Origin of the sequence: Niallia sp. M35, assembly GCF_050971705.1 — a bacterium.
GTDB classification, from domain to species: Bacteria; Bacillota; Bacilli; order Bacillales; family Cytobacillaceae; genus Niallia; species Niallia circulans_A.
Genome location: NZ_JBPCEP010000017.1, coordinates 45,316 through 68,192, shown reverse-complemented (window position 1 = coordinate 68,192; position 22,877 = coordinate 45,316). Strand labels below are relative to the sequence as shown.

27 protein-coding genes and 3 pseudogenes are annotated in these 22,877 nt (G+C 31.7%); 24 read left to right on the top strand and 6 right to left on the bottom strand.

Annotated elements, in window-relative coordinates; all coding sequences use genetic code 11:
- Positions 1-450 precede the first annotated feature (450 nt).
- From NiCM35_RS21680 to NiCM35_RS21635, 10 genes are all read left to right on the top strand, one after another.
- Positions 451-990, top strand: coding sequence for a DUF6241 domain-containing protein (locus NiCM35_RS21680; protein ID WP_171509586.1), 540 nt, complete (start codon positions 451-453; stop codon positions 988-990).
- A 39-nt stretch (positions 991-1,029) separates the two neighbouring features.
- Positions 1,030-1,452 (top strand): hypothetical protein, encoded by a 423-nt coding sequence (locus NiCM35_RS21675; RefSeq protein WP_433780750.1) that lies wholly within the window; start codon positions 1,030-1,032, stop codon positions 1,450-1,452.
- A gap of 6 nt (positions 1,453-1,458) precedes the next feature.
- Entirely contained in the window at positions 1,459-2,499 is a 1,041-nt protein-coding gene (locus tag NiCM35_RS21670; RefSeq protein ID WP_433780749.1) for a DUF1835 domain-containing protein, read from the top strand.
- Positions 2,500-2,541: 42 nt separating this feature from the next.
- Complete coding sequence (locus NiCM35_RS21665; RefSeq protein ID WP_433780748.1) at positions 2,542-2,877, top strand: hypothetical protein; 336 nt, start codon at positions 2,542-2,544, stop codon at positions 2,875-2,877.
- A 120-nt stretch (positions 2,878-2,997) separates the two neighbouring features.
- The gene (locus NiCM35_RS21660) at positions 2,998-3,168 is read left to right on the top strand and encodes a hypothetical protein (protein WP_164463628.1); all 171 of its coding nucleotides are present in this window, start codon (positions 2,998-3,000) and stop codon (positions 3,166-3,168) included.
- A 50-nt stretch (positions 3,169-3,218) separates the two neighbouring features.
- Positions 3,219-3,428 carry a hypothetical protein gene (locus NiCM35_RS21655; protein WP_095328417.1) on the top strand — a complete coding sequence of 70 codons (210 nt, stop codon included), beginning with the start codon at positions 3,219-3,221 and terminating at the stop codon, positions 3,426-3,428.
- 111 nt (positions 3,429-3,539) lie between these two features.
- A complete protein-coding gene (locus tag NiCM35_RS21650; RefSeq protein WP_235850188.1) occupies positions 3,540-3,998 on the top strand; it encodes an HIT family protein in 459 nt (152 codons plus the stop codon).
- 276 nt (positions 3,999-4,274) lie between these two features.
- Complete coding sequence (locus NiCM35_RS21645) at positions 4,275-4,613, top strand: DMT family transporter (protein ID WP_095328419.1); 339 nt, start codon at positions 4,275-4,277, stop codon at positions 4,611-4,613.
- A gap of 4 nt (positions 4,614-4,617) precedes the next feature.
- Positions 4,618-4,929: a DMT family transporter gene (locus NiCM35_RS21640; RefSeq protein WP_095328420.1), complete on the top strand. Its 312-nt coding sequence runs from the start codon at positions 4,618-4,620 to the stop codon at positions 4,927-4,929.
- Positions 4,930-4,942: 13 nt separating this feature from the next.
- Positions 4,943-5,521: a TetR/AcrR family transcriptional regulator gene (locus tag NiCM35_RS21635; RefSeq protein ID WP_095328421.1), complete on the top strand. Its 579-nt coding sequence runs from the start codon at positions 4,943-4,945 to the stop codon at positions 5,519-5,521.
- 120 nt (positions 5,522-5,641) lie between these two features.
- Here the strand turns inward: NiCM35_RS21635 and NiCM35_RS21630 are convergent, their stop codons facing one another.
- Both NiCM35_RS21630 and NiCM35_RS21625 read right to left on the bottom strand, forming a co-directional pair.
- Positions 5,642-5,884, bottom strand: coding sequence for a hypothetical protein (locus NiCM35_RS21630; RefSeq protein ID WP_123259497.1), 243 nt, complete (start codon positions 5,882-5,884; stop codon positions 5,642-5,644).
- 297 nt (positions 5,885-6,181) lie between these two features.
- Positions 6,182-6,517, bottom strand: a complete 336-nt coding sequence (locus NiCM35_RS21625) for a GNAT family N-acetyltransferase (RefSeq protein ID WP_095328423.1) — start codon at positions 6,515-6,517, stop codon at positions 6,182-6,184.
- A gap of 906 nt (positions 6,518-7,423) precedes the next feature.
- Between NiCM35_RS21625 and NiCM35_RS21620 the strand changes: the two genes are divergently transcribed.
- From NiCM35_RS21620 to NiCM35_RS21600, 5 genes and pseudogenes are all read left to right on the top strand, one after another.
- Positions 7,424-7,711, top strand: a complete 288-nt coding sequence (locus NiCM35_RS21620) for a hypothetical protein (RefSeq protein ID WP_095328424.1) — start codon at positions 7,424-7,426, stop codon at positions 7,709-7,711.
- Between the two features lie 141 nt (positions 7,712-7,852).
- Positions 7,853-8,449, top strand: a pseudogene (locus NiCM35_RS21615) (dienelactone hydrolase family protein).
- Between the two features lie 177 nt (positions 8,450-8,626).
- Positions 8,627-8,791: a hypothetical protein gene (locus tag NiCM35_RS21610; protein WP_163188531.1), complete on the top strand. Its 165-nt coding sequence runs from the start codon at positions 8,627-8,629 to the stop codon at positions 8,789-8,791.
- 51 nt (positions 8,792-8,842) lie between these two features.
- Complete coding sequence (locus tag NiCM35_RS21605; RefSeq protein WP_433780747.1) at positions 8,843-9,136, top strand: hypothetical protein; 294 nt, start codon at positions 8,843-8,845, stop codon at positions 9,134-9,136.
- A gap of 476 nt (positions 9,137-9,612) precedes the next feature.
- The gene (locus NiCM35_RS21600; protein ID WP_433780746.1) at positions 9,613-10,098 is read left to right on the top strand and encodes a tetratricopeptide repeat protein; all 486 of its coding nucleotides are present in this window, start codon (positions 9,613-9,615) and stop codon (positions 10,096-10,098) included.
- Between the two features lie 148 nt (positions 10,099-10,246).
- Here the strand turns inward: NiCM35_RS21600 and NiCM35_RS21595 are convergent, their stop codons facing one another.
- Together NiCM35_RS21595 and NiCM35_RS21590 are read right to left on the bottom strand one after the other, a co-directional pair.
- The gene (locus NiCM35_RS21595; protein WP_433780745.1) at positions 10,247-10,618 is read right to left on the bottom strand and encodes a VOC family protein; all 372 of its coding nucleotides are present in this window, start codon (positions 10,616-10,618) and stop codon (positions 10,247-10,249) included.
- 509 nt (positions 10,619-11,127) lie between these two features.
- Entirely contained in the window at positions 11,128-11,985 is an 858-nt protein-coding gene (locus NiCM35_RS21590) for a LysR family transcriptional regulator (protein WP_433780744.1), read from the bottom strand.
- Positions 11,986-12,110: 125 nt separating this feature from the next.
- On the opposite strand from NiCM35_RS21590, the pseudogene NiCM35_RS21585 reads away from it, so the two are divergent.
- The 3 genes and pseudogenes from NiCM35_RS21585 (at position 12,111) to NiCM35_RS21575 (ending at position 14,371) form a co-directional block, all read left to right on the top strand.
- Positions 12,111-12,851, top strand: a pseudogene (locus NiCM35_RS21585) (SDR family NAD(P)-dependent oxidoreductase).
- A gap of 251 nt (positions 12,852-13,102) precedes the next feature.
- A complete protein-coding gene (locus tag NiCM35_RS21580) occupies positions 13,103-13,594 on the top strand; it encodes a DinB family protein (protein ID WP_433780743.1) in 492 nt (163 codons plus the stop codon).
- A 372-nt stretch (positions 13,595-13,966) separates the two neighbouring features.
- The gene (locus NiCM35_RS21575) at positions 13,967-14,371 is read left to right on the top strand and encodes a cytidine deaminase (protein WP_433780742.1); all 405 of its coding nucleotides are present in this window, start codon (positions 13,967-13,969) and stop codon (positions 14,369-14,371) included.
- Between the two features lie 220 nt (positions 14,372-14,591).
- Here the strand turns inward: NiCM35_RS21575 and NiCM35_RS21570 are convergent, their stop codons facing one another.
- Both NiCM35_RS21570 and NiCM35_RS21565 read right to left on the bottom strand, forming a co-directional pair.
- Positions 14,592-14,921, bottom strand: coding sequence for a hypothetical protein (locus NiCM35_RS21570; protein WP_433780741.1), 330 nt, complete (start codon positions 14,919-14,921; stop codon positions 14,592-14,594).
- A gap of 694 nt (positions 14,922-15,615) precedes the next feature.
- Positions 15,616-16,506, bottom strand: a complete 891-nt coding sequence (locus tag NiCM35_RS21565; RefSeq protein ID WP_123257598.1) for a sugar nucleotide-binding protein — start codon at positions 16,504-16,506, stop codon at positions 15,616-15,618.
- Between the two features lie 99 nt (positions 16,507-16,605).
- On the opposite strand from NiCM35_RS21565, the gene NiCM35_RS21560 reads away from it, so the two are divergent.
- The 6 genes and pseudogenes from NiCM35_RS21560 (at position 16,606) to NiCM35_RS21535 (ending at position 22,718) form a co-directional block, all read left to right on the top strand.
- Positions 16,606-17,448, top strand: coding sequence for a nucleotidyltransferase (locus NiCM35_RS21560; RefSeq protein ID WP_433780740.1), 843 nt, complete (start codon positions 16,606-16,608; stop codon positions 17,446-17,448).
- A 364-nt stretch (positions 17,449-17,812) separates the two neighbouring features.
- Complete coding sequence (locus tag NiCM35_RS21555; protein WP_095328436.1) at positions 17,813-18,322, top strand: GNAT family N-acetyltransferase; 510 nt, start codon at positions 17,813-17,815, stop codon at positions 18,320-18,322.
- Positions 18,323-18,737: 415 nt separating this feature from the next.
- Positions 18,738-19,946, top strand: a complete 1,209-nt coding sequence (locus NiCM35_RS21550) for a sensor histidine kinase (RefSeq protein WP_095328437.1) — start codon at positions 18,738-18,740, stop codon at positions 19,944-19,946.
- Positions 19,947-20,219: 273 nt separating this feature from the next.
- A pseudogene (locus NiCM35_RS21545) lies at positions 20,220-20,441 on the top strand (DUF6176 family protein).
- A 374-nt stretch (positions 20,442-20,815) separates the two neighbouring features.
- The gene (spoIIP, locus tag NiCM35_RS21540) at positions 20,816-21,814 is read left to right on the top strand and encodes a stage II sporulation protein P (protein WP_433780764.1); all 999 of its coding nucleotides are present in this window, start codon (positions 20,816-20,818) and stop codon (positions 21,812-21,814) included.
- A 301-nt stretch (positions 21,815-22,115) separates the two neighbouring features.
- On the top strand, positions 22,116-22,718 hold the full coding sequence (locus tag NiCM35_RS21535) for a hypothetical protein (protein ID WP_163188504.1): 603 nt from the start codon (positions 22,116-22,118) through the stop codon (positions 22,716-22,718).
- The last annotated feature ends 159 nt before the right edge of the window (positions 22,719-22,877 follow it).

Sequence of the window (22,877 nt, the reverse complement as noted above, 5' to 3'; positions counted from 1 at the left end):
ATGAGTTTAATATATGTCAAATTGTTTTTACATTTTTGTTTGTGACAAATTGAAATAATCATGCAACGAAACAATAGAAATTGAAAGGAAAGTAAGCTCAAGTGGGGGAATGACAGTTACCTCTAGTTTTTCTGCAACGTCCATGCACCCCTAGTTTGCAGTCAAAGTTAAATAAATAGATCCTCATAGTGTACATTTTGATAATTTTCCATTGATTTTAATAAGCTACATTAAGCAAGTATCATCCCTTTTTCCTCCTTTGCATAGTGACATGATAAATATATGATTATCTCTAGCTAGATGTATCTTTTGTTTATAAATAATTCAATAGTTGGAATATTATGTTATTATTGATATAGAAAGATAATAATAAAGTCTATTTCGGATAGAAACTAAAGAGGTTGTTAGGTAAAAGTATAGGTTGATGAATCAATGGGGGTGGTCAAAGTAGTGGAATCAGAAAAGCGAAAAAAGAAACGTAGTAAATGGGTGAATTATTCAATCGGAGTTGTTGTATTACTAGCAATTATGGGGGGATCTCTTGTTATATATAAGCATTTTATAGTAAAAACAAATAATGATTCCTTTGTGGCAGAAACTAAAGAAGGAGAGATTCTTGATGAAACAGGGAAGGAGAGCATTGATTATTCTTATTGGAACGAAGATCGGGCAATATCAACTCTGCATAAAATGACACACCAAAAAGTGTACGCATCCGATAAGTGGGGCGCAGTGCAAATGACAAATGATAGAGTAAATCGGCTTTATGAAATTGTAAAAAACAGTAGTTTTTCCAATAAAGATAACCTCTTAGGGATTCTGGAAAAATGGAAGGTTGGAGACTTTAGCACGGTTGATAAAGATCATAATTATTTTTGGAAATATCAAGGTGGAAACGTTGGGGAAGCAACTGGCATTATGACTGCAGAGGATGAACAAAGTTTCATAGAAAGTACATTCAAACAGACTCAAAATGATGCCGAGGAATGAGTTCCTCGTTTAAAGATGCCAAATGAAAGGATCCAATAAATGAAAAGGATAATAGTTCCAACTGTTTTTATACTAGGAGTAATCGGAATTCTCGTTCTTTTTCTGCCACGAGAGGGTTTTGATATAGAAATCGAAAATCAAGCAAACAAGGATATATCCGGTTTGTATTTGACCTATGAAAATATTAAAAAGGATATTGAAATTCCAACCATTAGGGCAGGAGAAAAAGAAGAATTTCAGGTGAGTGTAAAAGATAATTCTTCCGATAACTTTGAAGAAGCAGCATTAAAACTAATCTATGAAGACAATGAAGGGAATCAACAAACAGAGTATATCATTGGTTATTTTGAAAAGGGGTATTATGGAGAAGCTAAAATTAATATCTTATCTGTTGATGAAAAAGGGAAGCTAGAAATAGAAGTAACTGAAAATACAAAATTTTTTAACAAGTCAAAAGGGTGAAAAATTATGATTCATAAATTAAAAGAATACGTAGAGAATGCAAGTGAAGAAGAAGTAAGGTCATTGTTATTTCTTATTCTGCTACAAATAAGTGTGGAAGAACAGCCAGATGAGGAACTTGCGAAAAGTTTAAGAAGAACTTATCAAAATTATTTACAAGCTAAAACAATTCAACCAAAGATTGAAAATAAAAGTGATTATAAGGTCGTACATATTGTTTTTGGTGAATCTGCTGCTGGCAGTTTAAGAATGGCACTTAAAGAAATGGGAGTGCAAGAAGAGGAAAAGGTTATCTATTTTTCAGATGATTTTTCCTTTGGACCATTATGGAAGATAGAGGAGGAAATAGGATTCGCACTTAGGCATAAATGGTTAATAAACCATATTAATTATGATGATGAGTATTTATTTAGCTATAAGAGAAAATTCCATAAAACAATTTTAGAAGTAAAGAATATCAAAGAACAGGCGCATATCATCATTTGGGCAGGTGAAAATGCTAATGAACAAACGGCACAACGCTTTGTTCTTTCTTTATTACAACATAAAACGAATGATATTTTCTTAATTAACCCCTTGGAATACAATAAAGAGATAGCTTCCAAATCGGATGCAGAGGACCATGCAATACATACTGGCGAGTTTACATCTGAGGAGTTACAAGTCATTTATCAAAAAAATAACTGGAAACAGCCACTTACAAAGAGTGCACGATTAAAGTACATCAATGAGTGGAAGAAGATATCCCAACAGAATAAAAATTTAAGAATCTGGGCGGATAAGAAAATTGATAGTGTTGGCGAAGACTATTACGATAATTATATAATAAAAACAGCTAAATTATTACATAAAGAACAGAATAATGCAGATTTTATAAAATCTGCGCGGCTAATAGGAGAGATTATTGGAAATCTCAATCAAAGGATCGGAGATATTTACTTCGAATATCGATTAATCCGATTAGTATTAAAAGGGATATTTGAACTAGAAGGGGTTCCTAAAGCTATGCGGTATTACAGTGTTAAGCTGCAAGAAGGTTATAGGTAGTAAAATCTTTCATATTGTCAATTAACATAAGGAGAATATCTTATGATAGAAAATGAAGAACAAACAGATATTTTTAATTTAGCAATAAAGAAGCTCTGCAAACTTAATAATATTTCTCCAAGGAAACCGAGATTTGAACTCATAGACAACTTAGTTGTGATAAATATTAAAAACCACTTAAAAGATGGCGTAGATTCCGACTGTTTTTTCCTATTGAATTTGGTATACCAAATAATAGGAGCACTAGGAATAAAGTTTCATCAACAATTAATGCTCTTTCCGAACTCGAGGAGAGTGGCTAGTATAGCTGTTTCTTTTAAAAAGAAGGATTATGATACTTTAAATAGAAATTTAAGGGAAGGAAACATTCCTATTTAATAAAAATTTATCCAAACTTAGTGAAACTAAATGCTCCCATAAACGTATGTATAAATATATATAAATAACGTTTGAACGGTATTCAAACAACGAAACTAAGTTAGCTGATAGGGGGATAAAATGAATAAAGTTGCAATCTTGATAATCGTTGGCATACTACTACTTATGACAGGAATTTACGTATCTGCTTTTCTATCCGCAAATTGGGTAATGATTGGTACAGCACTCACTGTTGTAGGAGGCATTATGACGGGCGGGAGCTCATACTTCCTAATAAATACAAAAAAATAGCCAGATACCTCAATTCCAGAAGAAAATGCCGATTGACAAAGGGGACAAATATGCCTACTAACAAAGGGAATAAACATCCCAAATTGGAAAACTATTTAATATATGGAATGATTTTTGGATTATTAGCTGGTTCTTTATTAGGTACATTTGCAATGATTTCAGGGCATGTATTTATAGCAATAGGCAGCTACGGAGCAGGAGCAGCTTTAGGAATGCTGGTAGGTACCTTATTATATACCATTAAAAAAGGGCGTAGCTAAATAAAATTTATATTCACTGGAAGAGAAAGCAATTATTCCAATTAGAAATAAGTTTTCTCATCAATTCTTAGATAACTATTGAATATTTGTAAATTAACGGAGGTAACTTTAGTGGAAGATTGTTTAATATGCAATCGGATAGAAATGATTAAAAAAGGAACCAATAAGTATTTCGTCAAAGAACTGGAAACAGGTTATATCGTTATTGGTGATCATCAATATTTTAAGGGCTATACATTATTCCTTTGTAAAGAACATAAAAATGAGTTGCATGAGTTGGATAGTGATTTTAAAGAAAAGTTTCTTGTCGAAATGAGTAGGGTATCAGAAGCAGTATATAAAGCATTTAAGCCTATCAAATTAAATTATGAGCTTTTAGGAAATGGTGATTCTCACATGCACTGGCACATATTCCCAAGGAGCGAACAAGAACCTAATCCAACTCACCCAGTATGGTGGACACCTAGAGACCAAATGTATGCTGAGAATGTGAAACCAAATGCTGAAGAACTATCTGCAATGAAAAAATTATTAGTAAGTGAATTAGATAAGATAATGACGTCATACTAAAAACGAAAACCTGCAAAGAGAAATTAGCACACATAATTTCTCTTTTTTGTTTGGAATAACAAATAGATCTTTCCACTTGAATTTATGATTGAGATATAATCTAAAACCCATTTTAGCGTTATCTTCCAATGATCTTCCTTTTATGTTAATCCACTTTCGCAATTTATCATTCAACAAAATCTTCCCTAAAGACAAGTTTCTTTCTTGACGTGGATGCTATTGTGTGACAAAATAAACTACCGAACGGTTGGTAGTTATATAGGGGAGGTAATTAATTTGAATAAATATTGGATGATGGTTTTTAGTGCTGGAATCGTCGAGGTGGCATGGGTTTCAGGCTTAAAACATGCATCAAATCTTTGGGAATGGAGTGGAACCATTTTCGCAATTGCTATTAGTTTTTATCTAATGATATATACGACAAGATATTTGCCAATTGGAACAGTTTACGCTGTATTTACAGGATTGGGAACTGCTGGAACAGTGATCGCAGAAATAGTTTTATTTAATGAACCAATTAACATAGCAAAAATAATATTGATGCTTGTATTACTAATTGGGGTAATTGGTTTGAAAATAGTAACAGATGAAGCAGCAAATCAAGAGGAGGCTTGAATAGATGGCATGGTTAGCTTTAATTGCAGCAGGTTGTTGTGAGATAATTGGCGTTATAAATATTAAAAGATTAACGATGAAAAAGTGGGATGCGTTCCTTTATTTAATCATTGGGTTTATGTGCAGCTTTGCCTTGTTATCTTATGCAATGAAAACTATATCAATGGGAACGGCATATGGTGTATGGACAGGAATTGGTACAGTTGGTTCTGCTCTATTAGGGATGTTTGTATATGGAGAACCAAAGGATGGCAAAAGAATTTTATTTATATCGATGATACTTGTTGCAGCTGTAGGTTTAAAACTAATCTCGTAAAGGAGAGAGTCCGATGAAAAAAGAAGAAATAAAAAAAGCGGCAATTAAGTTCTTTTTGCAAAATGGCTTTGAAGGAGCCTCTCTTTCAGAAATTGCTGAGGAAGCTGGGATAAAGAAAGCTTCTATTTATTCTCATTTTAAAGGGAAAGATGAATTATTTCTTGAAGTATTAAGGGAAGCAAAAGCAGAAGAGATAAAACGCAAAGCGTATTTTTTTGAAAAAAAAGACAGTCATAATCCCGAAACTTTTCTTTACGAATATTTACTATACACAAAAGAATTGTTCCAAGAAAATGAAATGTTGAAGTTTTGGCTAAGAATGGGATTTTTCCCACCCTTACATTTATATGATGTCATCCAAAGAGAGGTTTTTGAAGCAGAGCAATTTCAAGAAGAACTAATTGGCCAAAAAAGCAGCAAATGGATCAAACATAGCCAAATTCATGTAAAAGATACAAACACTTTTAACCTAGCATTCACAGGGATCATCATGGCTATTATGGTAGAAATAGTTTATTTTCATTCGGAAAAAAGAGTAGATGATAAGCTAGAAGCTTTGTGGGAAGTTTTTTGGAAGGGGGTTTCCAGTTAAATAAGAAAGGAGGGGAAATTATTGCAAAAAAACATTATCATGCATATCCCATTAAATGCACGATAATGATTTTTGCTCCATCGAACCAAAGAATATTGGAGCCAACATGAGATGTGGATTTTAAGCCTCACCAAATCCTACTGCGAATGCTAATAATGTAAAAAACACACCTGCTGCCCCATTTAAAAGCACTCCAAGAATAATATTGCTCCATTTTTTCGAAAAAACAGCAAAGACAATGCCCGAAAGAGATAAAATAGGGAATAGCAAGAAGAAAATTCCTGCGTTTTTGGTGCTGAGAAATAAGGATAATATAATACAAATACCTACCATAAGTAGCGACAACCATCCATTTTTAGTCATTTAAAGCACTCCATTCATTTGTCGTAGTAATTGTATTATACAATATAATCAAATGAAGATGGGGTTTATTACCATTTTCTGGATAGCTAATACTAGCTTTTTAAATCAGGTGATGCGTATAATTCTATAACTATTTTGGCAGTTGTAGCATTATTTTTTTTATCTAAAGCAAAAACGAAAGAAAATATGTGAAAATACTAGAAAGTCTTGCCCAAAGTTTAGGAATACTCGGGAATTTTCTCCTCTTAACCTACTAAGCACTATGATTTTTTAAAACTTTCGTCATTACAGTAAAAATCATTGAATGCCATAGAAATCTCCAGCATTTTCCTTGATAACTCTAAATCCTTCCTTTTCATAAAATGATAAATTAGGATTTCCTTTATAAACCATTAACGAAAGAGTACTCTCCTGAAAAAATGCATATCCTGTAATTTTATCGTTATTTTCTGCAACAAGCGTTAAAGAAGAGTTAAGACGTTTCTCCATTTCAACATCTGAATAGGCATCATTTAAAACTTTCGCTTGTATTTCTTCTAGAATGATTTCACTATATGTATTTTTCCAAGTGACAACAGCAATTTTCCGGATGGAAGCTATATCTGATCTATTCATTTCTCTAATAGTAAACATACTTATATCATCTCCTTTTAATGGTGTTTACTAGTAAATGGCAACATAGATTATTAGCGTAAAACTATGTAAACACTAAAGCTGAAGTGAGATTTATATAGTAATAACGAGGTGTGGAAGAAATAAGTTTAAGGATATATGTAGTTTGGCTGATAAGCCCCTAGCTTTGGCTGATAAAAATGAAGTTTGGCTGATAAGCCCCTAGCTTTGGCTGATAAAAATGAAGTTTGGCTGATAAGTTCCTAGTTTTGGCTGATAAAAATGAAGTTTGGCTGATAAGCCCCTAGCTTTGGCTGATAAAAATGAAGTTTGGCTGATAAGCCCCTAGCTTTGGCTGATAAAAATGAAGTTTGGCTGATAAGCCCCTAGCTTTGGCTGATAAAAATGAAGTTTGGCTGATAAGCCCTTAGCTTTGGCTGATAAAAATGAAGTTTGGCTGATAAGCTTCTAGTTTTGGCTGATAAATTCACCAATTTGGCTAATTCACTCCCTGCAATTGCTTAAATCTGCAAGAAGAATGATGTTTGATCAACAGATGACAGAGCCTTTGATAAATTTAAATTAAAAATGGAACCAATGAATGTTTATTTAGAAAAACACATCAAAACTTTTGAACAAATTTAAGAAAGACCATTTGACGAGACTTATGTGAGGGATAGAGATAGTTAACTGTTGAGTTTGAATATCTTACTGGCATATATTCTAATTATATTTACAACAAAAGAAAAACTCAGACTTTCAATCATTTTTTCATTAAAAACCACTGGCGGAAGAACTTACCGCAGAGTTAGATCAAATAGAAGCAAACATAGTGTCTTTGGAAATAATGGCAGTATGATATACTAAATATAACCTATGTAAAAAATTTACTTTTAGTCATAAAGAGAAAATATTTGGAGGAGGAAAATGAGAAAATTCTTTTCGATTTTGTCTGTAATTTCCACATTATTAGGATTACTTCTGTTTATTTCGTTGTTACAAAATGATGAAAAGCTTCTTACCGCTTTATCTTTTGGAACTAAGGGATATCCCTTTATTATTTTACTAAATCTATACAATATTATAGGTTTCTTGTTTGCTATTTTCGCAGAAAGGAATAAGTATAGAATTTTATTATTTCTTTTTAGTATTTCAATGATATTAACTAGTCTATTTGTAACATTTGTTGCTCTGTATGGTTTCCGAGAACCTTAATAACCCAGTTATATAGTAATAGTGAGAATAGCTGCGCATTAAGAGATAAGTGTTTATTTATTGAGGGAGGATAGTTGAATAAGAAATGATTTAATCTCTATTGGTTATATAATTGTAGATTACCTTTGAGGAGGAATAAAGATGCTTCAAATACTGAGAAAATCAGATAATTTAATTATTGTCATACATGAAATCTATGGCATTAATCAACATATAAAGAATTTTTGTGATATTTTATCAAATCAGGATTTTGATATAATCTGCCCAAACTTATTAGAACGGGAACAACCATTTAATTATTCTGAGGAGAAAATTGCCTATCACAATTTTATGGAGACTGTAGGATTCTCCGATGCTGCAGATAAAATAAAGAATTTATTAGCAGGTGTTAAAAATAAATATCAAAAAATATATATTATTGGATTTAGTGTAGGGGCAACGATTGCTTGGTAGTGCAGCGAGGAAGATTGTCTTGATGGGGTTGTGGGGTACTATGGTTCGAGAATAAGGAATTTCACGAAAATAGTACCACTAATATGTCCTATAATTTTATTCTTTCCTCAAGAGGAGCAATCATTTAATGTGGATGAGTTAATTTTAAATTTAGATAAAAAGAATATAGAAGTACATAAATATTTTGGACATCACGGATTTAGCGACCCATACTCTATAAAATTTAATGAGAAATCATCCCAACAAGCTTTCAATGAAATGCTAAACTTCTTAAAGAAACATTGATTTATTAAACAAGGTTGATATTCATCTAAAGGGGCAAGTTCAAGAAGGATTTTTATCGGTTATTCAATAATCGAGCCTTATTTTGAATAGCATTCTTTTATGAAATGTTACCAAAAGAAGATTTTGGGACTTTGAAATATTTATTCGAGGTTCTCGCAAATAAATGCGAATAAATATATGGGTGGTACAATTGCTAAAACAGAAATTAGGAATTTTAGAGCATCAACAGAAATTTATAGATTTATACAAAAATTAGCAAATTTTAATGAAAATTTGCTTAGAAAACCAATTGGAGAAGGAAAATGGTCTGTTATAGAAATCATAGGTCACTTTTATGCTTAGGATGAATTTGTTTTACAATACAGAATTCCATATTTATTATCAGCTAAAGATTTGCCCAAAGGTCCTAAAGCTGATGATTTAAACTCTCAATCTGCATTAATTGCTAGAACCGAAGATATAGAGAGTACCTTTAAAAAATGCATACATATTCGATACGAGTTAATCAATCAATTAAGCAACATATCTGATGATAATTGGTTAATTGAATTACAGATTAATCAATCTAAACTAACACTTTATGAGTACTTAAAAGGATTAATGGAGCACGATCTACATCATTTTAAAAAAATAAAATCTGCTCTTAAACTATATGATTATTGGTGTAAAAGTTTCTATGCAAGTTAAAATTTTTGTTGTATATAACTTGAAATTTTGTTTAGTTAAATATAAATAACATTCCATTAGGAAAAAGTTCTATTTTCCGAATTTTAGTAGATTTTCTATATCATAAACGAATGTAATGATATTTTTTCCTTTTCCAGGTCTAAACACATCCGTAGTACATTCTTCTAACCCACATAAATTAGATCAATATTTCTTCTCATTAATCCTTCTTAAAGGTGGGAAGTGGATCTATTTGAGACCTAGTTCTCTTAATACTAGAATTACCATCAAGCAATATCCATTTTTCTCTTTCAATAAAGGTCATTTCAAGTACTCCTTAGAATGATTTTTCTTGTTGAATACTCTATTTTAGTTTATTTTTCTTCATAGAACAAATGGTGTAGCCGAAGGAAGGAATTTTCTGATTCAAATAGAATTACTAATAGAACTGCGTTAGGATAAAAGACGTAGAGGAAAAAACATTGGAGTTGTATGTAATGAATATCAAACTTAATAAAGCTATAGATCTACGGAAAAATGGAAAGCTCAAAGAATCTAACGAACTGATTGGTGAATTGGTAAGGGATTTCCCAGAGGATGCTATATATAATTATCAATATGCCTGGAGCTTTGATATATTGGGAGAAGAAGAAAAGGCAGTGCCATATTACGAAAATGCTATAAAAATAGGATTACCTTCTGAGGATATGGAAGGTGCAATATTGGGATTAGGGAGTACATATAGAGCTTTAGGAGAATATGAAAATTCAAAAGATGTATTCTTAAAAGGAATGGAATTATTCCCAGATAATCATGCAATTCAAGTATTTTATTCCATGACCTTATACAATTTAAAAGAACATAGTAAAGCGATGGAGCTGATACTAAAGTGTTTAATTAATACGACAAATGACACTGAATTACTAAGTTATAAAAGAGCTATAAATTTCTATTCAGATAAACTAGATGAAACTTGGAAGTAATTTATATATTCAACAAAGTTTTGCATCCTTTCCTTAAACAAGGAGAGGACTGCTCTATGTCACAAAAGGGACAGTTTAGCTAATAAAAAACTTTTTTATAAAAGAATAATGGATACCATCAAATCATAAGGTACCCATTGAAGAAAATTTATTTAGCTTCCACTTCACTAATAAATGCATGCGTATTGCCTTCTGTATCTTTAAAGAAAGTCATCCAAGTTTCCATTCCACTCATCTTTGCCACAATATGTGGTACGTCGACAAAGGATATTCCCTCATTTGTAAATTTTTCATAGGTTTCCTTTATGTTTTCTACTTGAAAGTAAAGGACAGAACTTGGATGAGCAAACTCTTCTTTTTCAGGTAAACTGAGTAGAATTCTTGTTCCATTACAATCGAAAAATGCCATTGTATCTGTTGAAAAAAGTAAGGGAAGATCAAGAGCCTTGTAAAACTTTACTGCTCTATTAATGTCTTTAACTGGTACTCCGATTTGATTTATCTTTTGTATAGTAGTCATTATTCTCTCCTTTATTGTGTCATACCACTATAATAATTCATAAATGCTGAAACGGATAGGGATGCAGCTTGATTTTTCCGAAAATACTGATTTTAGATAACTGGTTTGGGTGCATAATCTACAGGTGTAGAATAGGTACTAATGTGAATTAAGAAACAAATAACTAGTAAAAATGTGGGGGATTGATTCTAGAAGGATTAATGCTTTTTTTATGAATTTATTTACTAACAAAGCTGAACAAAAATCAAATAATACCAGAAGTATAAAAGAAAAATATTAAAGAGGGAAAGAAATTGATAAAAGGAATATATAAAGGAGAATCTCCTACTTAATAAAAGTGAGAGATTCTCTTTTTAAATATTATAAAACATTTAGCTGTTGCTTATATCTTTCAAAATTAAAGAGAGTTGTAATATATTGTTCGGCCTGAATATACACTTTAGAAGTTAAAAGTAGCAGCATCTAAGAATTAGTTAGATAAATCAATAAACCACCTAAAATAATCTATTTTATTTTCGTTCATTATTTTCTCGCAAAAAGCGAATAAATTTTTTTAAACCTGGTATTTGCTGTTTTTTGTTTTTGATTAAAAAGTCTATTTTTATCTTTTTAGGTAGTTCTGTAAATATGATTTCCTTGGTACCTTTTCGAGTTTCTGCAATATCTGCAGGTATTATGCTGATACCCAATCCATCGTGAACTGCTTGAATAATAGACTCGAGAGAATCAAATTCAATGATGTGAGAACTATGAAAATTGCTTTCTTTGGACCACTCCAATAATTGTTTTCTATATATGCAATTTCTATCACTATTAACTATCAACGTCTGATTAGAATTAATATGAATGGGGTTAAGTGTAGGGGAAATTAGTATAATTTTCTCTAAGTAACTATAAACAATCTCGCAATCAGATGTATTTTTACTACTATTATTTACAAATATACCATCCACTTCACCATAGAAAAGCATTTCTTCTAACATCAAATTATTACTTGTTCTTACTTTCACATCTAGATTATTAGATTCTTTTAAAAATGCAGAAAGTAAGGAAGGAATCTTAACGGCAGAAATTGTTTGAGAAGCTCCTATTTTTAATGATTCTCTCCACTTATTAGGATTAATAGCTGTTTTAGCTTCGTCTATCAATTGTAGAATTTCATTTGTATAATCTAATAATTTTTCCCCTTCTTCAGTCAATGTTACTCCCCGATTATTTCGCATAAATAATCGCACGCCTAGTTCATTTTCTAAATTTTTTATTCGTTGACTAACGTTTGGTTGTACATATCCTAATTTTTCGGCTGCTTTTGATACTGATTGCAATTCTGCAACATGTTTGAAAATCTTTAATTCATGACTTTCCAATAGTTGCGCCTTCTCTCTGGTATCATTTAAAATGATACCTAATTCATTATTCTGTATTATACTCCTCATTTTAATTAAAGCATAATGTAATAGTACAAATAAAAATAAGTAAGGATGATACGGAAATGGAATTAATGAATAAAGTAGTAATCATTACCGGGGCTGGAACTGGAGTAGGAAGAGCTACAGCTGTAAAACTAGCTTCTGAAGGTGCAAAAGTAGTGATAAATTACAACCAATTTGAAAAGGAAGCTCATAAAGTTGTTAATGAAATAAAACAAAATGGCGGGATAGCTATTGCTTATAAAGCAAATGTAGCAAACGAAAAGGAAGTAAAGGAATTAGTATCCCAAACTGTTCAAACTTTTGGATCTATAGATGGATTAGTAAATAATGCGAGTATCACAGCGCAAATAGCTATGGATAACTTAGATGCATTAACAGATGAAATATAGGATTCTCTTTTCAGTGTAAATGTGAAGGGAATGTTCCATTGCATAAAAGCCGTTGTCCCTTTTATGAAAAAACAACATTCTGGAGTAATTGTAAATATGGGGAGTGTAGCAGGAATGACTGGTATAGGTTCGTCTATCCCATATGCAGCAACAAAATCTGCTATACATACGATGACAAGGTCATTGGCTATCGCATTGGCACCTTCCATAAGAGTTAATAGCATTTCTCCTGGAGCAGTTGAAACAAGGTGGTGGGCTGGTAATGAAGAGAAGATGTATCAACTTGCAGGCAAATTACCACTACAAAGAATTTCCACACCAGAAGATATAGCTGAAGCAATAGTTTTTCAACTAATTCAAAAATCTATAACCGGACAAGTATTTACTATAGATAATGGTCAAACCCTCTAAATAGAGGGTTTTATATATTAAGCTGCCGTTCTGTATTTGTTCTGTTTGTCAAAAAAGCCAGTGATCCTTAATGTACATTCTATTAAGATGAATTAGTGTATTCCTTTTTGACTATGTTTCACAGATTTGTAAGTAATAGCGATTTGTCTTCCGCAGTGAAGCAGGAAAAAAATATATAATAATGTAATATACAGGAGTTTTCAGAAGGTCGTCGAAATAGTTATCTATAATCAGAAGGAGTGTGATTAGTTATGTCTCGCGCGAAAGACGTTTTGCAGGATCAATTGTTAGCAAATGCGAATGATCCTAGCTGGTACGTATCGTTTTCGGAATCTGTTGTAAATTTAACAGAGGAAGAAGCGTTTTGGAAACCTAATGATGAAAGCAACAGTATTGCAGAAATTGTACAACATCTTCTTTACTGGAATGAAACTTGGCAAACAAGATACAAAGAATCTCATGTCAATGCTGTTGCCCCTATAAATGATAATAATGAAAGCTTTGTTATTCCAGAAAATATAACGTTTGCTGATTTAAAAAAGTCTCTTTTAGCTGTTCTGCTTCAATGGCAAGACCTACTGACACAAGAAAAGGTTGATAATGATGTAATTGGGTTCACGGAGACGGCAAAGTGGTGGGAGGTTCTAAGCAATTTGACCACTCATAATGCATACCACATTGGACAAATCGTTTATATTCGGAAACTGCAAAAAAGTTGGAAAACTAATCTTAAAGGAGATTAAATAAAGTAACTTTTATTTTATTGCTCTATATAGGCTTACCCTTAGTAAGAAGTCATACTTTGAAATGCTTTATACATAAAGGTATCAGAATTTGTTAAGGTAAAAAGAGTAAGAGTATTTTCACTTAAGCAATCGAATGCTTTAATTTACAACGAAAAATAGCAAGATGATAAAACGCTTGATTTTTTTCAAGCGTTTTATCTGTATTAAGGTGTATTACTGCTTTTTTAGGTTTTCTGCGCATTAATGGAACTATTTGATTTTCCGTTATTACACTATATGATAAACTGTTTTTAACAGAATTTTTCGAAACGAATTGCGCTGTTAAAATAATTTTTACAAAAATAGATTCAGATATTTAGGAGGTACAGAATGAATATAGAGAAAAGACTATATGAAGAAGCAGTAGCGTTAATAGAAAAAAGGTATCCAGTAGGTTGGGGAGGCGCTGCTGCTATGTATACAAATGAAGGGGAAATTTTGACTAGTGTTGCTCCTGAAATTATTAATGCTTCTACAGAATTATGTATAGAAACAGGTGCTGTACTTGAAGCACATAAACTTGCTGTCCGAATTACCCATTCCATTTGTGTAGTGAGGGAAAATGAAAAAGCTGCCTTTACAATCCTCACGCCATGTGGAATATGCCAGGAAAGGCTTTTTTATTGGGGATCAGATGTGAAAGTAGCTATTACGAATCCTGGCAATGAAATTATTTTTAAGACATTAGCAGAAGTACAACCATATCATTGGTATGAAGCATATCGAGAAAGATAATCCACTTTAAGACATCCCAGGTATGAAACTTAAGAAACCTTTAAATTACTGCTAGCGACCTAACAGGATGATGATTGATAATATTCTAGTATAAAAATTAATGGAGTTTATTAGCAAAGTGAAGATAATGAATAGGGAGAATGGCTAATCTATAATTATTCTTTGTAATCCGCATTATCAACCAAATGCTTCTTATAGGAGACAACATCATAATAACCAGTTATATTTTTCCTCCCCGGGATACGAATGACCATTCGAATGAAATTATAAGGAGGATTATGGCTCCTTCAAACCCAACTACATGTAATGTGACATCATACGAATCTTCATGTTCGTTAAAAGTAATCGACTCTATTTTTTCATTCATATAAAGCTGCATATCGCCATGCTTTTCTATGATTTCAAGTATGGTTGGACCGAGAAATCTTAAAAAAGCAGACTCTGTTAATGTAGAGTTTACCTTTGGAGGAATGCCTTCTGATATGGTGGTTACATCTACCACAGGATGTAAAGATGTGAAAAGAAGTAATAATAAAAAAGAGGTTCTCATAATAAAAATTTTCTCCTATAAATATTGTATTATGATTAGCTCTTGTTATTATTTTGGAAATATACAGTTGGAAAAAGAGGGTAAGGAGCATTTACCCAATTCTATCGAGCTGATGTAATTTTCATATAAAGGGAAATAGTGTTATATGCATAACAATCTTATAAAAATAATTCTTCTTTTTCTCTAAATGCAAATTTTGAACAACCATTGTCTTAAATGTATAATTGCTATTTTTTTCATTTATAGCTTTAGTTGAAATACAATAGAACCTTTCGAACTGGTAATATGCAATATCATACATTTATAACTAAAATATTTAGGAGGCAGCCTATTGTATGTCTATTGGTTCGGTCAACTTTTCTGGTTATTAACTGGTGGCGCCTTCTTAGTCTTCCTAATAGGATTACGGCGCTGATCTTGGGAAATTGTTTTAATTAGTGGAATTCTCTTTTTTGTGCCTGCCCTTTATTTTTTAGGAGCGAATAATTGGTTTCGATTATTAGTGATTGTACCGTTAATTCCATTTTGGTCTGCATTTAGGATAAAAAAGAGCATGTAGCCTTGTTATAATGGAAGGGAATTATTTTCCTTTTCAATCACAAAATCATTGTTTTTTTCCACGATTCTTTTCCTTGTAGTTTTATAATTGTGAGCATGATATTTATATTCTCTTCTGTATTGGGGATTTTTCTATTTATTTCCATCGCGATTCATAATTATTTGTTTCTATGATCTTTTTTATACCGCCTGGCTCATCAACATTGCGAAAGTTAGTTCTAAGTAAGCTAGTGGCTTTTTTAGTATTTAAAGAAGTATCAAAAGCATGAAAAGGTTTTTCGTACTTGTTAATGGAAAAGGGCAGAAGATTTGTAGTTGCAAATCCAAGTTGCAATAATCTTTTGCCATAAAAAGAATAATAGCTTTCCTTTTGTATTGGACCAAAGTGTAAAATTCCTGTTAAATTCATATTGATGATTTCGATTATTGCGTTTGATAAATCATCAATATGAACAAAAGTTTTGAATGTGTTGGCAGGGGCATGCGCATATCCATGTATTTTAATTTCATGAACGAGTCGTTTTGTTCTAGCTTCAATCTCTTGATTAGCATCTTTGCCATAAATAGGACCTGTCCGAATAATTAGATGGTTTGTGTGATTTGTAAGGAGTAAATCTTCCCCAATGTGTTTGGCATTTATATATGTAGATAATGGTGCTCCACTAGGTAGAAATCCTGGTAGATCTGTTTCAGAATAGTTACCTTTGCCGTCCACAAAAACTGCATCTGTTGACAAATATATTAATTTTGTTTTTGGAGAAATGACAGTTAATATATTGTGGAGGCCAATTTCAATAAGCTGCTTCTCATTTTCTCCATCCATCAAAGACCAAATAACAACATCAGGATTAATATGGTTCATTAGTTGGGTTACTTGATGTTTGTTATTCGTGTCCAGTTGTAAAATATGTGAATGGGCATTTGCAAAACGAGAAGTCCCGTAAACGGAAAAATCAGGTATGGATGAGGCAAGTGCAAATAAGGAAGATCCTAAAAATCCAGTAGATCCTAATATGATAATTTTCATAAGCAATACTCCTAGTTCATGAGTTTAGAAAAATCTGTTAATATGATAGTATCATAATTTAATTGGAAGAATCATGAATTTTTTTAAAAGGAGAGATTATTGATAGAAATTAAAAATATTGGGCGTATTTGTCGGACAGATTCAAGAGGCAATATCATAAATGATTCGACTATAAATGCCATAAAGCCAGAATTTAAATGTATTATAGAAGCGGCGGTAGCAACATATGTATCTCATTTAGGAGAACATTTACATAGTGTGTATATTAGAGGTTCTATTCCTCGTGGGTTAGGAATAGATAATGTATCAGATTTGGATACAATAGCTATTACCAATAAAAATATTGATTCCATTGACTTAAATTGGGTTGATAGAGCAGAAGAAGTCTTAAATGAAAACTTTAAAGCAGTTGATGGTGTTGAACTTAGTTTTTATTTTATTGAAGATATTTTAGAGACTACTAACTTTTCGATAATACCATTTATGATAAAAACTCATAGTATTTGTGTTTATGGAGAAGATATAAGGGATTTTTTACCTAACTATAAAGCAAACAAAACACTTGCCAATGAACATCTTGTCAATTTAAAAAGTCAAATTCAACAGGCAAAAGAAGAACTTTCTGGGAACGAAGATGTTGAAGATGTAGTGGATTGCTGCAGGTGGATTATGAAAATTATAATTAGGGCAGGACTAGCCTTGGTTTTAGTGGAAGAAAACAAATACACAAGGGATTTGTACCCAGCATATAAACTATTTTCTGAACACTTTCCAAGCAAACAATCTGAAATGAAACAAGCACTGGAGTATGCGGTTAACCCAATAACTAATTCAGAAGTAATCATAAACTTTTTAAATGTAATGGGAGACTGGATGATAAGTATCACGGAAAAATGGCTGCAAACTCATAATCCTATAATGGAGAGAAATATGAAAATATAAAAAGCGAGATAGGCATAGTGAGTTGCAGATTCGGGGATAAATAAACGCTATTGGATATTTTTTTATTCATAAGGCATACTGCCAAAAGAGAATTATATGCAAAAGATTATCATTCAAAATTATAACGAATTAAATATTAAATATCTAGTTGCGTCCTTCCCTTCATTATTTACCTTTAGAAAGATACATCATATAGAGAAATCTAGAAAAGAGATTTATAATCTGATAGTGCATCTTGACCAAGAAAATGATGATAAGAAATTATAGAGTAGTAGAGGCGATTATTGAAGATCTAGAGGATATAATATATAGATTTCTGACCTTTGAGATAATGGATTTAACATAAAAAATAGGGGGTGAGATTATGATTAAAGTTAGAAAAGCGGAACCGAAAGATGTCGAAGGAATTGCAAAGGTATGCAGGGATGGCTACTGGGGAACATATGAAGATCTCAGTTCAAAAGAATATATTACTAGAATTATTTCAACGTTTTATAATCGGGAAAGAATTCACAAGGAAGTTACGGAAACAAGTAGAGAATGGGGAGGCTATTTTGTTGCCATTGATAATGATGAAGTAGTCGGTGCCATTGGTGGTGGCATGATAAATGATACCGCTAGCGAAGTGTTTGTTTTATACATCAATCCGGATAGGCGGAATGAAGGCATTGGTACAAAATTATTAGATGTTCTCACAAAACAGCAGAAGGAAGAGTTCGCTGCAAGTGAGCAATGGGTGTCAGTAGCGAAAGGTAATCAAAAAGGAATCCCATTCTATGAAGCGAAAGGATTTATTTTTAAGAAGGAACAAGATACATACGGCAATGTAGAAGGAGAGAGTTACACTTCCTTGCGATATTGTCGAGTAATTTAAAAGCAGAAAGAAATTAACTATAAATGTACACATTTTTCTATATGTATTCAAGTAGACCATCTAATTTGATTTCTTAGGTGGTCTTTTGAATTCTTTTAAACGGAAACAATGATCGAATAATGCTAATAAATGAATTATGGCGATTTTTAAATAAATGATGATCACAGCAATAATATAGAATTATCAAAAAGGAATAGTCAGATTAGACTACAAAAAGTTGGAACAATAAGGTAAAATAGACTTTTACATAGTAGTGAGGATAAAAAGCTTACCTATTAGACCCTTCTTATGACAAGTAATTGAACGGCTTAGTGAATAAAGATTACAAATTGTATACTATAAAAACTTCAGTTATGATTATGATGTACCATTTTTAAATAACCTACGATTTAATATAAATGTGAGGACTGTTTTAATGATAGACAATGAATTTTTACCTAGTATAAAGCTTTATCGTATGATTATTGGCTTATTCATCATATTAATGAGCGCAGGGATAGTGATAGTTTACATAGAGGATAATCGAATTATTTCGATGTCTTTAATCTTGCAATTTTTATTCGTTGTAAGTATTTCTATTCTACTAGTCATTTTTCCCAAAAAAGATACATTAAATTTTAGAGCAACGATTATATTTTTGATGTCTGCCTATTTTTTCTTTATGTATTTACGGTTTCCTGACAGATTTGCTTTGATATTGCTGATTTGTTTTATACCAGTTATTCCTGTCTTGTTTTTACATATTAGATTATTTTATATCACATTGTTAGGGAATATTACTATTATGTTATGCGTAATTATTTATTTGATGATGAATAAATCCCCTGGCATACATAGTTATAGCTATTTGGATTTTATAGGAGTTATCACTAATTTCTTGGGGACACAGCTTTTGCTGCTGTTTCTTTTCCTGCTCTTTCAAAAAAGAATGAAAGATCAAGAGCTATATTATGTTCAAGTTAAGCAAGCTGAAAAGCTGAGGACAACAGGGCAGCTTGCGGCAGCTGTTGCACATGAAATTCGTAATCCTATTACGGTAGTAAAAGGATTTATCCAGCTTCATGAAAAGGATAAGGAAATACCAGAACATATAAAAAAACAATATAAGCTAATGTTAGATGAGCTAGAAGCAGCCGAAACGGTTATTACTGATTTTTTATCATTAGCAAAACCAAGCGAAACGAAGACGGAGATTATTTCAGTCAAACTAGCTCTGCATACTGTGATGGACTTACTGAATTCATATGCAATGAATGATACGATACATATTGAATTAGAAAGTGAAACGGACTATAAGATTCAATGTAATATCATGGAATTTAAACAATTATTCGTAAATTTATTGAAAAATGCGATTGAAGCCTCCCAGCCTGGTGATACAATTCATGTAAAATTAATAGGAGAATTAGACATATTAAAAATTGTGATTATCGATAAGGGTACAGGAATGAACGAAGAACAATTAGAGCAGATTGGAACACCTTTCTATTCTTTAAAAGCGAAAGGAACAGGGCTTGGATTAATGATTTGCTATAATATTATCGAAAAGTATGATGGAACCATTCATTTTAAGAGTAAGGAAGGAAACGGAACAGAAGTTACTGTTACTTTTCCTATTGTATAGAAATAATACCTGATTTAATTATTCATTTTTAGTACATCACTAAGTATTCTATTAGGAAGCCATTAATCATTGTTGAAATGCGATGATTAATGGCTTTTGTTTTTATGAAGTAAATAACTAAGCTCAAAAAGAAAGTTATCTAAATAAGGTAAAACTTAGAATTTATTAGGAAATTAGTATTATTATTTTTCTAAATATTAATAGTAAAACAATCAATCACAGTGTCTCCTATTCAAAACATTAGGATGGTTATTAAGATTTCTTTCGCTAAAAATAGAAAAAATGTTTCTCGAGACTATTTTTAGAGAAACTCTAAATGGGGAAGAATATCTCTACTGGTATTCTATCCAAGGGGAAGGTGAACAAGAAGTAGAACAATCAGAGCATTTGATTGATAAATAGCATATTGAGTTTTGGAATGAACGTATAGATGATATGTCTAAGCCGGTTGATATAAAGACAGAAGTTGTTATGATTTCTCATAAGGTGAAATAGAGTATGAAGTAAAAGTTTAAGATCTCCTATTGGAGGTTTTTTTGTTTATATATTGGTATAAAAATACTGATTTAGAGAACAAATCGCTACTGTTTATCTTGGATAGCATAGTATTGTGAGTAAAACCTTAAAGATTGTATATATCTATTCAATAGATGAATAGAATAACTTCCGTTACAAAAACATACATATATACTTGAAAGGGGGATGGAAGATGAAAATATCCAAGTCTCATAGCTTAATATATTACATAAATATTAGTATTATGGGGATTATTGTAATGTTTGTCTGTATAGCAGTTACTACAACATCAGTTTTCTCATTGAAATTAACTTCAAATAATATGATGGATTTATTAAAGCCAGTTAACTCCACTGAATTATTTTCTGGATTTTTTCATATCTCGAATCATTCATTTCCCCCCCTCTAATGCTAGTGAGCATACAGTTTCAACTCTTTTTTTACAACTATCAGCTAATGTGCGACTTGATGATATAAGGACTTTGCTTGGTCGCGAACTACCTACATTGGCGAACTTTCATACAGAAATTGTCGTGGCTGAGGAAGGGACAACTCTTGCTAATCTACCATTTGAATCAACTCCCTCAAAGGATATGCTAGAAAATCCATTAGTGGTCGATGAAGAAAAAGTTAAGGAAGAAGAGCAGAAGGAACAGCCAAACAAAGATGAAAATAAAAAGGTAGCTGGGAAACCAAAGAATAAGACAATATTTATTTACAATTCACATAATTATGAGGCATATCGCCCATTGTTAAAAGACACTGCTAACAACCCCAATGTTATAAGTGCGGATGAAAGAGCCAATGTGGTTGGAGTAAGTGCAAAGTTGACTAAATTACTCGAGCAAGAAGGAATCGGTGTTGAATTAGATAAAACAAACATTAATCAATTAATATTGGATCGAAAGTGGAATTATACTTATTCCTATACTGTATCAAAAGAAGTAGTTGAAACGGCCCTAAGCAATAACAACAAACTTGGATATTTAATAGATATACACCGCGATGCAGCAGGAAAAAAGCATACAACAGCATCTATAAATGATAAAAGGTACGCCAAACTCTACTTTGTAATAGGCAAAGAACATAAAAACTACGAAGAAAACCAAAAATTTGCAGTTAAGATCCATAAGGAATTAACTAGGAAGTATCCTGGTATATCTAGAGGAGTTTTCTTAAAAGGAGCCGATACGGGGAATGGGGTTTACAATCAAAATTTTTCTAAAAGAGCATTATTGTTAGAAGTAGGGGGAGTGGATAATAATAATGAAGAAATAAACCGCAGTATTGAGGCGTTTGCAGAGATTTATAGCAGGTTGTACTGGGAAGAGAATAAAGCAACGCAACAATAATAACATGATAGCTAGGAAAATTTTAAAAATTTCCTAGCTTTTTTAGTTTTATTATCTGTTAAAATTTGTCTATGTAAGCGGGCGTTTTAAATTATTTTACTGAAATTAGTGAGGATTTAGATGGAAGGAGAAAAGTTTTGATAAAAGGTAAGATAATACGGTTATTTATTTGCTCACAAAAAAATAAAAAAGAATGAAAGACTAATAAAATTTACACTTTAAGTGATTTGTTATCCAATTTAAAATATTTCGTATAATGTGTTATATTGGAAATGAAAACGTGAGTATAGGAGAGTACAAAATGACACTTGAATCGTATGGTAACTATTATGATAAACGTGTGGAGTCAATTGATGAAAAAATATGTGAATTAATAAGTCAAAGAAAAATAATATCAAGTGATCCTGGAGATCCAACTTCGCAGCATATAGCTATTTGGTCTAAAAAATATAATTTGAATGGGGAGTTTTTAAATGATGTTTTTAGCCATTTACTAAGAGAGGATATATATAAACCAATAGAAGTACCTAAAGGATTTCTGAAAAATAAACCAGTTTTAAAATCGTATGAAGATAATAATGTTTTCTATTCAGTACCATTTATTCGTCAATATGAAAATGCCAGCGTGGTTCACTTGAATATTGATAAGGACGTCTCCGAAGAGAAGCCTGGAGATATGCACCATTTTATATTTATAGAACTTTCCATCAATGGCACCAATATTGTTTACGACTGTCGAAACGATCATGGTGGAGCTTCCGGTGGGCATATATCATTCGAATTCATTGTAACACCGCCCTTGCCTGATAATATGTCAAACATTAAATTAATATTTAAGGAATACAATGAGCCTCTCAAAAGAAAGCCAACTGGTCTTGAATTCGAGTTTACTTTGGACAAATAGTTCTACTATTATATAAGTATCTAACTGTATTGGTAACATATTCTTTCTAAGATGAATAGAGGAGGATTTTAAAAATTTTCTTCTATTTTCATATAAAGAATTATTAGAATGTTCGGGAACTTTTATGTAATTAGAACGTGCAAATAATGAAAAATCTAT